Genomic DNA, 14,677 nt, shown 5'->3' with positions numbered 1-14,677 from the left:
GCAAACGGCAACCTTCAGGTTGCCGTTTTAGTGTTTGCTCCCTCTCCCTGTGGGAGAGGGTTGGGGCGAGGGCATCAGGCCGCACCCGTCAGATAGACGTCCGTCCAAACGCTCCCTGCCAGTCCTGCTCAAACTTCACAATCGCCGCATCCACCGCAGGGGAAGTAATAAACTGCTGCGCGACGTCCAGCGGCAGCGTGATGGACTCGCACCCTGCCAGCAGGCAGTCCAGCGCCTGACGCGGGGTTTTAAAGCTCGCGGCCAGCACCTTTGACTGCGGCGCGTGCAGCGCCAACAGCTGCTGCAGTTCAATCACGGTCTGGATCCCGTCCCCGCCCTGCGCGTCCACGCGGTTAACGTAAGGGGCCACATACTCAGCTCCGGCCAGGGCGGACAGCATCCCCTGCGCGGCGCCGTACACCGCCGTGCCCAGCGTCGGGATCCCTTCCGCTTTCAGCATCTTAATGGCCGCCAGCCCTTCTGCGGTCACCGGCACCTTCACCACCAGGTCGTTAATGATAGCGCGCAGCTTGCGCGCGTCTTCCACCATCCCTTCGGCGGTGGTAGCCATTACCTGCGCAAACAGACGGCCCTTACCGCCCAGCGCGTCGTGCAGCGCGGGCAGCAGCTCGTCGAGCGGCGTTTTTCCTGCCGCCACAATGCTTGGGTTGGTGGTCACGCCCGCCAGCGGGAAGATACGCGCCAGCTTTTTGACTGCCGCAACGTCAGATGTGTCGAGATAAAGTTCCATGATGTCACCCTCAAAATTAGCCTGCACTTACCCTATCACGACAAAACCTGCTCAAGAGTTGACCTGCATCAAGATAACTTTCATTCGAAAGTCATTTAATCTTCATATGCAACTTGAGGGCAAAAATATGATCTTCAATATTCAGCGTTACTCCACCCACGACGGCCCCGGTATTCGAACCGTGGTGTTCATGAAAGGCTGCTCGCTGGGCTGTCGCTGGTGTCAGAACCCGGAAAGCCGCTCGCGCAGCCGGGACGTGCTGTTTGACGCGCGCCTGTGTCTGGAAGGCTGCGACCTGTGCCAGCTGGCGGCACCGGGCTGTATCGAACGCGCGCTCAATGGCCTGGTCATCCACCGCGAAAAGCTGAGTGAAGAGACGCTTAATGCCCTCACCGACTGCTGTCCAACGCAGGCGCTTACCGTCTGCGGTGAAGAGAAGCAGGTGGACGAGATCATGACCACCGTGCTGCGCGACAAACCCTTTTATGACCGCAGCGGCGGCGGGATCACCCTCTCCGGCGGCGAGCCGTTTATGAACCCGGAGCTGGCGCACGCCCTGTTCAAGGCCAGCCACGAACAGGGTATCCACACCGCCGTCGAAACCTGCCTTCACGTGCCGTGGCACTATATCGAGCCGTCATTACCGTACGTCGATCTGTTCCTTGCCGACCTTAAGCACGTCGACGGAGCGGTGTTCAAACAGTGGACCGACGGTTCGGCCAAACGGATCCTGGACAACCTGAAGCGCCTCGCCGCTGCCGGGAAAAAGATCACCATCCGCGTGCCGCTGATCCAGGGCTTTAACGCCGATGAAGCTTCCATCACAGCCATTACCAACTTCGCCGCCGACGAACTCGGCGTCGATGATATTCATTTTTTGCCGTATCACACGCTGGGCATGAACAAATACACCCTGCTCGGCCAACCCTACTCTGCCCCTGACAAACCGCTGGATAACCCTGCCCTGCTGGATTTCGCGCAGCAGTACGCCTGCCAGAAAGGGTTAACCGCGACCTTACGAGGATAAACCTATGACCACCCTGAATCTCAACACCCTCAGCGAACGTATTAAAGCGCATAAAATGGCGCTGGTGCATATCGTCAAGCCGCCGGTCTGTACCGAGCGCGCGCAGCATTACACCGAAATGTACCAGCAGCACATGGACAAGCCGATCCCGGTGCGTCGCGCCCTGGCGCTGGCACATCACCTGGCGGAACGCACCATCTGGATCAAGCACGACGAGCTGATTATCGGCAACCAGGCAAGCGAAGTGCGCGCCGCGCCGATCTTCCCGGAATATACCGTCTCCTGGATTGAGAAAGAGATTGACGATCTGGCGGACCGTCCTGGTGCGGGCTTCGCGGTGAGTGAAGAAAACAAGCGTGTGCTGCATGAAATCTGCCCGTGGTGGCGCGGCCAGACGGTGCAGGACCGCTGCTACGGCATGTTCACCGACGAGCAGAAAGGCCTGCTGGAAACCGGCATCATCAAAGCCGAAGGCAACATGACCTCCGGCGACGCGCACCTGGCGGTAAACTTCCCGCTGGTGCTGAAGAAAGGTCTCGACGGCCTGCGCGCCAAAGTGGACGAGCGCCGCTCGCGCATCAACCTGACGGTGCTGGAAGACCTGCACGGCGATCAGTTCCTGAAAGCAATTGATATCGTGCTGGAAGCCGTCAGCCTGCACATCAAACGCTTCGCCGACCTGGCGCGTGAGATGGCGTCTACGGAAACCCGCGAAAGCCGCCGCGACGAGCTGCTGGCGATGGCGGAAAACTGCGACGTGATTGCCCACGAGCCGCCAAAAACCTTCTGGCAGGCGCTGCAGCTGTGCTACTTCATTCAGCTGATCCTGCAGATTGAGTCCAACGGCCACTCCGTCTCCTTCGCCCGTATGGACCAGTATCTCTATCCGTACTATCGCCGCGACGTGGAGCTGGACCAGAGCCTGGATCGCGAGCACGCCATCGAGCTGCTGCACAGCTGCTGGCTGAAGCTGCTGGAAGTGAACAAGATCCGCTCCGGCTCGCACTCCAAAGCCTCTGCCGGTAGCCCGCTGTACCAGAACGTCACTATTGGTGGTCAGAAGCTGGTTAACGGCGAGCCGATGGACGCGGTGAACCCGCTCTCCTACGCGATCCTGGAGTCCTGCGGCCGTCTGCGCTCTACCCAGCCGAACCTGAGCGTGCGCTATCACGCGGGCATGAGCAACGACTTCCTCGACGCCTGCGTGCAGGTGATCCGCTGCGGCTTCGGGATGCCCGCATTTAACAACGATGAAATCGTGATCCCGGAATTTATCAAGCTTGGCGTGGAGCGCGACGATGCGTATGACTACGCGGCCATCGGCTGTATCGAAACCGCGGTGGGCGGCAAGTGGGGTTACCGCTGCACCGGCATGAGCTTTATCAACTTTGCCCGCGTGATGCTCGCCGCGCTGGAAGGCGGCCGCGACGCCACCAGCGGCAAGGTGTTCCTGCCGCAGGAAAAAGCGCTCTCTGCCGGCAACTTCGATAACTTCGAGGAGGTGATGGCGGCGTGGGATACCCAGATCCGCTACTACACCCGCAAATCCATCGAGATCGAGTACGTGGTGGATACCATGCTGGAAGAGAACGTCCACGACATTCTCTGCTCGGCGCTGGTGGACGACTGCATCGAACGCGCGAAAAGCATTAAGCAGGGCGGCGCGAAGTATGACTGGGTCTCCGGCCTGCAGGTGGGTATCGCCAACCTCGGCAACAGCCTGGCGGCGGTGAAAAAGCTGGTCTTTGAGCAGGGCGCTATCGGTCAGCAGCAGCTGGCGGCGGCGCTGGCGGATGACTTCGACGGGCTGACCCACGAGCAGCTGCGCCAGCGCCTGATCAACGGCGCGCCGAAGTACGGCAACGATGACGACAGCGTGGACATGCTGCTGACCCGTGCTTACGAAACCTACATTGAGGAGCTGAAGCAGTACCACAACCCGCGCTACGGCCGCGGCCCGATTGGCGGTAACTACTACGCGGGCACGTCGTCTATCTCCGCTAACGTTCCGTTCGGCGCGGCAACGATGGCCACGCCGGACGGACGTAAGGCCCACACCCCGCTGGCAGAAGGGGCTAGCCCGGCCTCCGGTACGGACCACCTCGGCCCGACGGCGGTGATTGGCTCCGTGGGTAAACTGCCGACGGAAGCGATTCTTGGCGGCGTGCTGCTTAACCAGAAGCTGAACCCGTCGACGCTGGAAAACGACAGCGATCGCCAGAAGCTGATGGTACTGCTGCGTACCTTCTTCGAGGTGCACAAGGGCTGGCATATTCAGTACAACATTGTCTCCCGCGAAACGCTGCTGGAAGCGAAGAAGCACCCGGACCAGTACCGCGACCTGGTAGTGCGCGTGGCGGGTTACTCGGCGTTCTTCACCGCCCTGTCGCCGGATGCGCAGGACGATATTATCGCCCGTACTGAGCATACGCTGTAAGAAAACGCCCGGTGGCGCTGCGCTTACCGGGCCTACAGCATCTCCCCGTAGGCCGGGTAAGGCGAAGCCGCCACCCGGCTTTCTGACTTTCATTCGAAATTAAATTTGTGCTCCCCGTCACCTTGTTATTAGAATGTTTCAAAACGCAGTGACCCAGGAGCACAGTATGACCGTTAAAGTTATCGTCACCGATATGGACGGAACTTTCCTTGATGATGCCAAGCAGTACGATCGTGACCGCTTCCAGGCACAGTTTGAGCAGCTTAAATCCCGCGATATTGAATTCGTTGTCGCCAGCGGCAACCAGTATTACCAGCTCATCTCCTTCTTCCCCGAACTGAAAGAGCAGATCTCCTTCGTGGCGGAGAACGGCGCGCTGGTGTTTGACCACGGCGAACAGGTTTTCCACGGCGAGCTGACCCGCCATGAGTCGCAGATCGTTATTGGCGAACTGCTGAAAGACGAAGGGCTGAACTTTGTAGCCTGCGGTCTGGAGAGCGCCTACGTCAGCGACAAAGCCCCGGACGCCTTCGTGGCGCTGATGTCAAAGCACTATCACCGCTTAAAACGCATCAGCGATTACCGCGAAATCGACGACGTGCTGTTTAAGTTCTCCCTGAACCTGCCGGACAGCGATATCCCGAACCTGGTCGATAAACTGCACGTCTCCCTGGACGGCATCATGAAGCCGGTCACCAGCGGTTTCGGTTTTGTCGATTTGATTATCCCCGGCCTGCACAAGGCCAACGGCATTAGCCGCCTGCTGAAACGCTGGAAAATCTCCCCGCAGGAGTGCGTCGGCATTGGCGACAGCGGCAACGACGCGGAAATGCTGAAGCTGGTGAAATACGCTTTTGCGATGGGCAACGCGGCGCAGAGCATTAAAGACATTAGCCGCTACAGCACCGACGATAACAACCATCAGGGCGCGCTGAACGTCATTCAGGCCGTGCTCGACAACCACTCTCCTTTCGACGTCTGATCCTTTCCTCGCCGGAGCCCCGCTCCGGCCTCTCACTCTTTTTCCGTCCTGTGGCTTGCGTCAAGTTTTTAAACTTGCATTAACTTATTTTTAACTTAAAGTATCACTTGTAGATATTTTTACTTTCGAATGAAAGATGCGAGGCAGTTATGACCTTTACCAGTGAAACCTTGCCAGCGGACCATAAAGCGGCAATCCGTCAGTTAAAACGTGAGTTACGCGCGCAGATCGGCGACGTGCAGGCGGTGTTTGACAAGCTCAGCGATAAAATCGCCACCCGCGTGGCGGAGATCAACGCCCTGAAAAATAAAGGCGAATCCGTCTGGCCGGTGATTCCGTTTGCAGATGTGAAAAACGGCACGATTACCGACGCTCAGCGCGAGGCCGTTAAGCGCCGCGGCTGCGCGGTGATTAAAGGTCACTTCCCCCGCGAGCAGGCGCTGGCGTGGGATCGGTCGATGCTCGACTACCTCGATCTGAACAAGTTTGACGAGGTGTACAAAGGGCCGGGCGACAACTTCTTCGGCACCTTAACCGCCTCCCGCCCGGAGATTTACCCGATCTACTGGTCCCAGGCACAAATGCAGGCGCGCCAGAGTGAAGCGATGGCGCAGGTGCAGTCGTTCCTGAACCGTTTATGGACATTCGAGAGCAACGGCAAGCAGTGGTTCGACCCTGACGTGAGCGTGATTTACCCGGACCGCATTCGCCGCCGTCCGCCGGGAACCACCTCCAAAGGGCTGGGGGCGCATACCGATTCCGGCGCGCTGGAGCGCTGGCTGCTGCCGGCTTACCAGCAGGTGTTTGCCCGCGTGTTTGACGGCAACGTCGAGAAATACGATCCGTGGAACGCCGCACACCGTACCGAAGTGGAAGAGTACACCGTGGATAACACCACCAAGTGCTCGGTGTTCCGCACCTTCCAGGGCTGGACGGCGCTGTCGGACATGATCCCCGGCCAAGGGCTGCTGCACGTGGTGCCGATCCCGGAAGCAATGGCCTACATTCTGCTGCGTCCTCTGCTGGACGACGTGCCGGAAGACGAACTCTGCGGCGTGGCGCCGGGGCGCGTGCTGCCGATTTCCGAGAAGTGGCACCCGCTGCTTGTCGAAGCATTGACCAGTATTCCAGCGCTGGAGGCGGGCGATTCCGTGTGGTGGCACTGCGACGTGATCCACTCCGTCGCGCCGGTGGAAAATCAGCAGGGCTGGGGCAACGTGATGTACATCCCCGCCGCGCCAATGTGCGAGAAGAACCTCGCCTATGCGAAAAAGGTCAAGGAAGCGCTGGAAACCGGCGCGTCGCCAGGAGACTTCCCGCGCGAGGATTATGAAAAAAGCTGGCAGGACCGTTTTACCGTGAACGATCTCAATATCCACGGCAAGCGCGCGCTGGGCATGGCTTAACTGTCGTACAGCCCTTCCCGCTCCACGGCGGTGCGTCGTTTCCCCTGACGTATCCGCCGTACCGATTCCCGCACGGCCAGCGTACCGTTCAGCAGCAATGTTCCTACCGGGGCATCCGGGCGCATCAGCCGCTGCTGGAGCATATGCACCGCTTCCGTTCCCAGCTCGTCGCGGGGAACATGCACCGCCGTTAAGGGCACATCCTGAATCGCCGCCAGATTAAAGCCGTCAATGCTCATCACCGAGACGTCCTGCGGCACGCGCAGACCGTGATTTTGCAGCGCGCTGATGGTGCCTGCCGCCATAAAGTCCCCGCCTACCAGGAACGCCGTCGGCAGGTCTTTTCCCTTCTGTTGGTTAAGCCACTCGCTCACCAGTTGCTCCGTCTCTCTGGCGCTGAAGCTTGGCACCACCAACAGGTCGCGCCTGTCGTTAAACCTGAGATTATGGGCATGCCACGCGTCGCGGATACCCGCCAGGCGCAGCTCCATGGTGTAGCGACGCAGGCACAGCACGTTCATCACCTCGCGGTGCCCCATCTCGAACAGGTACTCCGCCGCCCGCTCGCCAATAGCACGGTGATCCGGGGCAACGGCAGGCAGGCGCATGCGGCGGTCCCGGCAGTTAATCAGCATGCAGAGTTTCCCCACATCCACCGCCAGATCGTGGATATGCGGATCGTCGATACCGAGCAGAATGGCCGCCTGGGTATCCGGCTCGTTCATGCGTGCCAGAAAAATCTGGGCGTCGCTGTCGTTCTCCTCCAGCGCGCAGTAGCGCAGCCGAACCTCGTGCGAGGCAAGCCCTTTGCTCACGCTCTGGATCACGCGGTAATAAAAGATGTCGGACCGCTCGTCGAAGGCACGCTGAGGGGCAAAAACCACAAGGCTGTTAAGCAGCAGACGCCCCGCCGCCATGCCGTCCATTACCCCCAGCTCCCGCGCGCACGCCAGCACCTTAGCCCGCGCCTTTTCGCTGGTATTCGCTTTGCCTGCCAGCACACGGGAAACCGTACTGATGGAGAGCTGGGTACGGGCGGCGATTTCGGTGATTTTTAGCCTTTTGTCCATTTTGTGATCTGGCTCCATTTGCGAAATGAAAAAATTTTCATAGCGTGTTCATCAGGCAATAACTGATATAAAGACCATCATGCCAGAGGGTTTACGTCAGTTATGAGAAATTTTGCACAAAATCCACTTTTGCCCTCTCATTTTCTTCCCTAAGGTGAACTTGTCACACAGCTTCCATACTAGTTGTATAGCAACTTAAGCATTCTAAGCGGATAGAAATCAAAGGCATAACAATCTGTGTGACATCTGAACCTCCGTCCCCTTACCGTCCGTCTTGTGGAGAGTAAAATGAGTCAGGACATCAATAACACCGTTGCGACAAGCAAAACCCGTCGCGTCATTAAGAATTTGCGCTGGTACGTGCTGGTGCTGTTTTTACTTGGCGTCACCGTTAACTACATCACCCGTAACTCACTGGGGATCCTCGCCCCGGAACTGAAAGAGAGCCTCGGGATCACCACCGAGCAGTACTCCTGGATAGTCGGCGCGTTTCAGATCGCCTACACCATTTTCCAGCCCCTGTGCGGCTGGCTGATCGACGTTATCGGCCTGAAGATTGGCTTTATGGTCTGTGCCGGGATCTGGGCGCTGATGTGTATCTTCCACGCGGGCGCCGGAAGCTGGCTGCACCTGGCGATTCTGCGCTTCTTTATGGGTGCTTCCGAAGCTGCCGCCACGCCAGCGAATGCCAAAACCATCGGCGAATGGTTCCCGAAATCAGAGCGTCCCGTTGCCGCCGGTTGGGCGGGCGTGGGCTTCTCCATCGGCGCGATGCTGGCTCCGCCTATCATTTACTTCGCTCACGCGTCGTTCGGCTGGCAGGGGGCGTTTATGTTTACCGGCGTGCTGGCGCTGCTGTGGGTGATCCTGTGGTGGGCGTTCTACCACAACCCGGAACAGCACCCGAACCTGAGCCGCGACGAGCTGGCGTTTATCAAGCAGGATAACGAACCCGCACCGGTCAAGCTGCCCTTCCTGACCGCGCTGAAAACCGTCTCGAAAAACAAACGTTTCTACGGTATCGCCATCCCGGCCTTTATGGCAGAACCCGCCTGGGCGGTGCTGAGCTTCTGGGTGCCCCTGTACCTCGCCAAAGAGCACGGCATGGATTTGAAGCAGATCGCGATGTTTGCCTGGCTGCCCTTCCTCGCCGCCGACCTCGGCAGCGTGGCAAGCGGCTACCTGACGCGCCTGTACACCCGCTGGTTCGGCTACTCCCGCGTGAACTCGGTGGTGGCAAGCTCCGTCACCGGCGCGTTTCTGATGATTTCTCTGGCCATCGTCGCCGTGACCCGCGACCCGTATATCACCATCGTGCTGATCTCCATCGGCGGCTTCGGGCACCAGATTATCTCATGCATGCTGAGCGCGCTGGTGGTGGAGTCCTTCGATAAGGGCCAGATGGCGACCGTCAACGGCATGCGCGGCTCGGCGGCGTGGATCGCCAGCTTCCTGTTTTCCCTGTTAATCGGGGTGACCGCCGACAAAATCGGCTTCAACCCGCTTTTTATTGCCATGGGCTTTTTTGACCTGATTGGCGCTCTCTTCCTGGTGGCATTTATTGCTGAACGTCGCGCCAAGCGCGCCTGATAGTGGATGTATTGCATATGAAAACCCTGAAAAACTGGACCGTTGATAAGCAGTCTGCGAATCATCTGGAGCTGCTGGTGGATAATCAGCACCGCCTGTGCCTGTACGTGCTGGAACAGAACCTGTTCCGCGTGCTGATCAAACGCAAAGGCGAGCTGGCGCTGGACCGCACCTGGAGCATCGCGCCGGAACAAGACGTGCCGTGGGAAGGCCGCCGTCGTGACGACTTGAGCGGTTTCTCCTGCCCGGCCTGGACCCTGACGCAGCAGGATGACGCAGTGACGGTGGCAACCGAGCAGCTGCGCGTGACCGTCCACCAGCCCCTGTGGCTGGAGTGGCACTACCGTAATGATGCGGGCGAATGGCAGCCGCTGGTCCAGGATCGCCCGACCAGCGCCTACCTGCTGGACGCCCACGGCGACGGCGTGGCGCACTATCTCAGCCGCCGCAAGGACGAGCGTTTCTACGGCCTGGGCGAGAAAGCGGGCGATCTGCAGCGCAACGGCAAACGTTACGAGATGCGCAACCTGGACGCCATGGGCTATAACGCCGCCAGCACCGATCCGCTTTATAAGCACATTCCGTTTACCCTCACCCGCCGCGATGACGTGAGCTACGGCCTGTTCTACGACAACCTGAGCAGCTGCTGGCTGGATCTGGGCAACGAGATCGACAACTATCACACCGCCTATCGCCGCTGGCAGGCGGAAGCGGGCGATATTGATTATTACATCTTTACCGGCAAGCGCGCACTGGACGTCACCAAAGCCTTCGTGCGCCTGACCGGGAAAACGCTGTTTGGGCCGAAGTGGAGCCTGGGCTACAGCGGCTCGACCATGCACTACACCGACGCACCGGACGCGCAGAATCAGCTGATGAACTTCATCCGCCTGTGCGAAGAGCACGCCATTCCGTGCGATTCGTTCCAGCTCTCGTCCGGCTATACCTCCATCAACGGCAAGCGCTACGTCTTCAACTGGAACTACGACAAAGTGCCGCAGCCGAAGGCGATGAGCCAGGCCTTCCACGACGCGGGACTGAAGCTTGCGGCCAACATCAAGCCGTGCCTGCTGCAGGATCATCCGCGCTACGGTGAAGTGGCGGAGAGCGGCCTGTTCATCCGTGATTCAGAAACCGACGCGCCTGAACGCTCCAGCTTCTGGGATGACGAAGGCTCGCACCTCGACTTTACCAACCCGCAGACGGTGCAGTGGTGGCAGAACGGCGTGACCACACAGCTGCTGGAGATGGGTATCGACTCCACCTGGAACGACAACAACGAGTATGAAGTGTGGGACGGGGAAGCCCGCTGCTTTGGCTTCGGCAAGGAGATCGCCATCAAGCACATTCGCCCGGTGATGCCACTGCTGATGATGCGCGCCTCGCTGGAAGCGCAGCAGCGCTTTGCGCCGGAGAAGCGTCCGTATCTCATCTCCCGCTCCGGCTGCGCCGGGATGCAGCGCTACGTTCAGACCTGGAGCGGCGACAACCGCACTAACTGGGACACGCTGCGCTATAACATCCGCATGGGGCTGGGCATGAGCCTGTCCGGATTATTCAACGTCGGTCACGACGTGGGCGGTTTCTCCGGCGACAAGCCGGACGCCGAGCTGTTCGTGCGCTGGGTGCAGAACGGCGTAATGCACCCGCGCTTTACCATCCATTCCTGGAATGACGATCGCACCGTGAACGAGCCGTGGATGTATCCGGGCGTCACGCCTGCCATTCGCGGCGCGATTGAGCTGCGCTACCGCCTGCTGCCGTATCTCTACACCCTGCTCTGGCAGGCGCACGCCGACGACGAGCCGATGCTGCGCCCGACCTTCCTCGACCACGAGCACGACGCGCAGACCTTCGAAGAGTGCGATGACTTCCTGCTGGGCCGCGACCTGCTGGTCGCCAGCGTCGTCGAAGCCGGGCAGCGCGAGCGCCGCGTCTGGCTGCCAGATAACGAAACGGGCTGGTACGATTTTTACACCCACGCGTGGTATGCGGGCGGGCAATCCATCGTCCTTGATGCGCCGCTGGAAAAACTGCCGCTGCTGGTGCGCGCCGGGGCCGGTCTGCCGCTTAGCGAGCGCATCACGCATGTGAGTGCTGAAAAAGATTCGACCCGCGAGCTGAAGCTGTTCCCAGTTAAAGGCGTCGGCACAACCACGGGGCTGCTGTTTGAAGACGACGGTGAAAGCTGGGGCTATAAGAAGGGCAATGCGCTGTGGGTGGAATGGGAAATGGAGTGTGATGGCGCAACCATCAACCTGAAGGTGAACGCGCGCGGGGATTATCGTCCGGCGTGGAAGGCGCTGAAGGTGTCGTTACCGGCGGGGGAAAAACGTACGCTGCGGGTGAATGGGGTTGAAGGGAGCGAGTGGGTGGTGTAGTACGGCCTGATGCTCTCACCCTAACCCTCTCCCACGGGGAGAGGGGATAAAGGCACGACGCCTTTCCCTAAGTATTTCGCGCTGCAGGAAGGCGGCAAACCTGTGAATCCCCGGGAGCTTACATAAGTAAGTGACCGGGGTGAACAGGTGCAGCCAACGCATCTGCAGCGTGAAAGACGACGGGAAATTAGCCGTCGATACCTTTGCTGCGCAGGTAATCTTCGTAGTTACCGGTGAAGTCCACCACGCGCTCTGGCGTAATTTCGATCACGCGGGTCGCCAGGGAGCTGACGAACTCACGGTCGTGAGAGACGAAGATCAGGGTGCCCTGATACATCTCCAGCGCCATGTTCAGCGATTCGATAGATTCCATATCCAGGTGGTTGGTCGGTTCGTCCATCACCAGAATGTTCGGTTTTTCCATCATCAGCTTGCCGAAGAGCATGCGGCCTTTTTCACCACCGGAGAGCACTTTGGCCGGCTTTTTGATGTCGTCCTGGCTGAACAGCAGACGCCCCAGAATGCTGCGCACCGCCTGCTCGTCGTCACCTTCCTGCTTCCACTGGCTCATCCAGTCGAAGACGGTCAAATCGTTTTCGAACTCGTACTCATGGTCCTGCGCGTAGTAGCCAATCTGCGCGTTCTCGGACCACTTCACGGTGCCGTTGTCCGGCTGCAGTTCACCCACCAGGGTTTTCAGCAGGGTAGATTTACCCACGCCGTTGGCGCCCAGAATGGCAATCTTCTCACCCACTTCCAGCAGCAGGTTGAAGTTTTTAAACAGCGGGCCTTCATCAAAGCCTTTGGTAAGGGCTTCCACTTCCAGCGCGTTACGGAACAGCTTCTTGTCCTGCTCGAAGCGGATGAACGGGTTCTGACGGCTGGAGGCTTTAACCTCTTCCAGCTTGATTTTGTCGATCTGACGCGCACGCGAGGTTGCCTGACGGGATTTAGAGGCGTTGGCGCTGAAGCGGCTGACGAAGGACTGCAGGTCCGCAATCTGCGCTTTCTTCTTGGCGTTATCTGCCAGCAGACGCTCGCGCGCCTGGGTGGCCGCCGTCATGTACTCGTCGTAGTTGCCCGGATACACGCGCAGCTCGCCGTAGTCCAGATCCGCCATGTGCGTACAGACCATGTTCAGGAAGTGACGGTCGTGCGAGATGATGATCATGGTGCTGTCGCGGTCGTTCAGCGTCTGCTCCAGCCAGCGGATGGTATCGATGTCCAGGTTGTTCGTTGGTTCGTCGAGCAGCAGGATGTCCGGGTTAGAGAACAGCGCCTGCGCCAGCAGCACGCGCAGCTTCCAGCCTGGCGCGACTTCGCTCATCGGGCCGTAATGCTGTTCAACCGGAATACCCACGCCCAGCAGCAGCTCGCCCGCACGCGCTTCCGCAGAGTAGCCATCCATTTCGCCGTACTGGGTTTCCAGATCGGCCACTTTATAGCCGTCTTCTTCGCTCATTTCGGCGAGACCGTAGATACGATCGCGCTCCTGCTTCACTTCCCACAGCTCCGCGTGCCCCATGATCACGGTGTCGAGCACGGTGAACTCTTCGAAGGCGAACTGATCCTGACGCAGCTTACCGATACGCTCGTTCGGATCGAGCGACACGTTGCCCAGCGTCGGCTCTAAATCGCCGCCGAGGATCTTCATAAAGGTGGATTTTCCGCTACCGTTGGCACCAATCAGGCCGTAACGGTTGCCGCCGCCAAATTTGACGGAAATGTTTTCGAACAGCGGCTTACTGCCAAACTGCATAGTGACGTTGCTGGTAACTAACACGGAGAGATTCCTGCGAAAAGTGTGATAAACACGGCATTATGCCACAATTCCGAATTGAGATCCCGTGTTGCGGCAATCCACTAAACTTTAACAAAATCGAAAAAAATGTGATTTCGTACACATCTGAATTCCCTGTTAGCGGGAATGCACATATAATGCGCTCCCATCACAGATTCAGACTTATCAACTCATCGCCTGAATGGCTTAGATACCTCGCACAACATGAACATGAAATTAACAACGCTTTTTGCGGCGGCGTTAGCCGTAGTAGGTTTTTGTAAGACCGCGTCTGCGGTGACGTATCCCCTGCCGACAGACGGAAGCCGTCTGGTGGGTCAAAACCAGGTGGTGACGGTGCCTGAGGGTAACTCTCAGCCGCTGGAGTATTTCGCCGCGCAGTACCAGCTGGGTCTGTCCAACATGCTGGAAGCCAACCCGGGCGTTGACCCGTATCTGCCGAAAGCGGGTACCGTGCTGAATATTCCTCAGCAGCTGATCCTGCCGGATACCGTTCATGAAGGCATCGTTATTAACAGCGCCGAAATGCGTCTGTATTACTACCCGAAAGGCACCAACACCGTGATCGTGCTGCCAATCGGTATCGGCCAGTTGGGTAAAGACACCCCGCTGAACTGGACCACCAAAGTTGAACGTAAGAAAGCGGGCCCAACCTGGACGCCGACGGCTAAAATGCACGCGGAATACATCGCTGCAGGCGAGCCGCTGCCAGCCGTTGTGCCAGCCGGCCCGGATAACCCGATGGGCCTGTACGCGCTGTACATTGGTCGTCTGTACGCCATCCACGGCACCAACGCCAACTTCGGTATCGGCCTGCGCGTGAGCCACGGCTGCGTGCGCCTGCGTAACGACGACATCAAGTTCCTGTTCGAAAACGTGCCGGTCGGTACGCGCGTGCAGTTCATCAACGAACCGGTGAAAGCGACGTCTGAGCCAGACGGCAGCCGCTACATCGAAGTGCACAACCCGCTGTCAACCAGCGAAGACCAGATCAACAACAACGAGATCGTGCCGATTACGCTGAACAGCGCGGTGCAGGCCGTGACCTCTCAGCCAGACGTGGAAACCACCATCGTCGACCAGGCGATTCAGAACCGTTCCGGTATGCCGGTGCGTCTGAACTAACCACGCGCATCAAAAAAGCGGGCCTCGAGGCCTAATGCCAGTCAGTTAAGACTCTGACTGGCCCTTTTTCGGGGCTGTGGGGTATCTCCAGGGCCTTTCCTTTACCA

The 14,677-nt window shown here is 58.9% G+C and carries 10 protein-coding genes; 7 read left to right on the top strand and 3 right to left on the bottom strand.

The features are described from left to right. Nucleotides 1-88: 88 nt before the first annotated feature. The gene (fsa, locus tag IM303_RS00050; RefSeq protein WP_028012473.1) at nucleotides 89-751 is read right to left on the bottom strand and encodes a fructose-6-phosphate aldolase; all 663 of its coding nucleotides are present in this window, start codon (nucleotides 749-751) and stop codon (nucleotides 89-91) included. A 127-nt stretch (nucleotides 752-878) separates the two neighbouring features. On the opposite strand from fsa, the gene IM303_RS00045 reads away from it, so the two are divergent. The 4 genes from IM303_RS00045 to IM303_RS00030 all read left to right on the top strand — a co-directional run bounded on the left by IM303_RS00045 (nucleotide 879) and on the right by IM303_RS00030 (nucleotide 6,603). Further along, nucleotides 879-1,778, top strand: coding sequence for a glycyl-radical enzyme activating protein (locus IM303_RS00045; protein WP_193359466.1), 900 nt, complete (start codon nucleotides 879-881; stop codon nucleotides 1,776-1,778). Between the two features lie 4 nt (nucleotides 1,779-1,782). Further along, nucleotides 1,783-4,215, top strand: a complete 2,433-nt coding sequence (locus tag IM303_RS00040) for a formate C-acetyltransferase/glycerol dehydratase family glycyl radical enzyme (protein WP_193359465.1) — start codon at nucleotides 1,783-1,785, stop codon at nucleotides 4,213-4,215. Nucleotides 4,216-4,381: 166 nt separating this feature from the next. Then, nucleotides 4,382-5,197: a Cof-type HAD-IIB family hydrolase gene (locus tag IM303_RS00035; RefSeq protein WP_193359464.1), complete on the top strand. Its 816-nt coding sequence runs from the start codon at nucleotides 4,382-4,384 to the stop codon at nucleotides 5,195-5,197. A gap of 149 nt (nucleotides 5,198-5,346) precedes the next feature. After that, nucleotides 5,347-6,603 carry a DUF1479 domain-containing protein gene (locus tag IM303_RS00030; protein WP_048957029.1) on the top strand — a complete coding sequence of 419 codons (1,257 nt, stop codon included), beginning with the start codon at nucleotides 5,347-5,349 and terminating at the stop codon, nucleotides 6,601-6,603. Here the strand turns inward: IM303_RS00030 and IM303_RS00025 are convergent. Next, nucleotides 6,600-7,673 carry a LacI family DNA-binding transcriptional regulator gene (locus IM303_RS00025; protein WP_193359463.1) on the bottom strand — a complete coding sequence of 358 codons (1,074 nt, stop codon included), beginning with the start codon at nucleotides 7,671-7,673 and terminating at the stop codon, nucleotides 6,600-6,602. The two genes, IM303_RS00030 and IM303_RS00025, sit on opposite strands and share 4 nt — an antisense overlap. 288 nt (nucleotides 7,674-7,961) lie before the next feature. Between IM303_RS00025 and IM303_RS00020 the strand changes: the two genes are divergently transcribed. Both IM303_RS00020 and IM303_RS00015 read left to right on the top strand, forming a co-directional pair. Beyond that, nucleotides 7,962-9,263, top strand: coding sequence for an MFS transporter (locus IM303_RS00020; RefSeq protein WP_193359462.1), 1,302 nt, complete (start codon nucleotides 7,962-7,964; stop codon nucleotides 9,261-9,263). Nucleotides 9,264-9,280: 17 nt separating this feature from the next. Next, entirely contained in the window at nucleotides 9,281-11,644 is a 2,364-nt protein-coding gene (locus IM303_RS00015) for a TIM-barrel domain-containing protein (RefSeq protein WP_193359461.1), read from the top strand. A 187-nt stretch (nucleotides 11,645-11,831) separates the two neighbouring features. Here IM303_RS00015 and IM303_RS00010 read toward each other — a convergent pair whose 3' ends face one another. Then, nucleotides 11,832-13,427: an ABC-F family ATPase gene (locus IM303_RS00010; RefSeq protein WP_041910703.1), complete on the bottom strand. Its 1,596-nt coding sequence runs from the start codon at nucleotides 13,425-13,427 to the stop codon at nucleotides 11,832-11,834. Between the two features lie 222 nt (nucleotides 13,428-13,649). Here IM303_RS00010 and ldtB point away from each other — a divergent pair, with 222 nt between their 5' ends. Continuing rightward, nucleotides 13,650-14,570, top strand: coding sequence for a L,D-transpeptidase (gene ldtB, locus IM303_RS00005; protein WP_049119881.1), 921 nt, complete (start codon nucleotides 13,650-13,652; stop codon nucleotides 14,568-14,570). Nucleotides 14,571-14,677: the final 107 nt, after the last annotated feature.

It is taken from the genome of Enterobacter cloacae complex sp. P38RS (assembly GCF_014930775.1).
In the GTDB taxonomy this organism is placed as follows: Bacteria; Pseudomonadota; Gammaproteobacteria; order Enterobacterales; family Enterobacteriaceae; genus Enterobacter; species Enterobacter bugandensis.
Note: the sequence above shows the minus strand (reverse complement) of the source record. Positions and strands in the feature narration are given on the sequence as shown.